This is a genomic window from Pseudohalioglobus lutimaris, from assembly GCF_002866825.1.
Classification (GTDB): Bacteria; Pseudomonadota; Gammaproteobacteria; order Pseudomonadales; family Halieaceae; genus Halioglobus; species Halioglobus lutimaris.
Window position 1 is genome coordinate 1 of record NZ_PKUS01000069.1, and the last position, 722, is coordinate 722.

The 722-nt window shown below is 52.9% G+C and carries 1 pseudogene; it reads right to left on the bottom strand.

What is annotated here, in order from left to right:
- A pseudogene (locus C0039_RS20825) lies at nt 1-681 on the bottom strand (IS3 family transposase); the annotation flags it as partial.
- Nucleotides 682-722 lie beyond the last annotated feature (41 nt).

Sequence of the window (722 nt, forward strand, 5' to 3'; positions counted from 1 at the left end):
TGTCTTCTCCCGATTGCTCAGGAGCCGGAGGCTGACGCCAAGATCCTTTTTTAGAATTTCATTGGCCTTCTTCAATAGGTCGTGTTCAAGCTGCAAATTTTGGATATCGCGCTGAAGCGATTCGACTTGCCGCTCCAGCTCCATCCGATCAGTGTCTGTCGGTGGGTTTTTGTCACGTTTCATGGGGGCAGGAACCTCTCGGTCAAGTAACTGGTTCTTCCAGTTGTAGAGCGTTACCCTGTCGACGTCCAGTCTTTGTGCAACTGCCTCTGCACTGCCCTCTCGGGTGCAAAGTTCATAAACTGCCGCCCGCTTGGATGCCAATGGAGCTGTCGGCCTGCCCGCTTTGCCAACAACGCATTTCCTGGTTTCTGGATATCGCTCGCGAACCCACTCGGTTAGCGTCCTTCGGCCGGGGTAGCCCAACGCCTCCAGAGTGGCAGAGAAGCAGCGACCGTGATTCATATAGTGTTCGATCGCTATGTTCTTCTGTTCAACCGAATATTTCTGTTTCGATCGTACATAACCAGCCTGAAGGTCACCGCGTTCCAGGAATTCTTGATACCAGTTCCGAAGAGAAGTCTTCGTCGGGTAACCTAACTGGCGAATGGTCGCACGGGAGCGCTTCCCGAGCTTGATGTACAGTTCTACCGCCCTTAGGCGCTCTTCATACGAGTACATGGACTACCTCCAAGTAGTCCAAGATTTTGTCCGCACCCTCC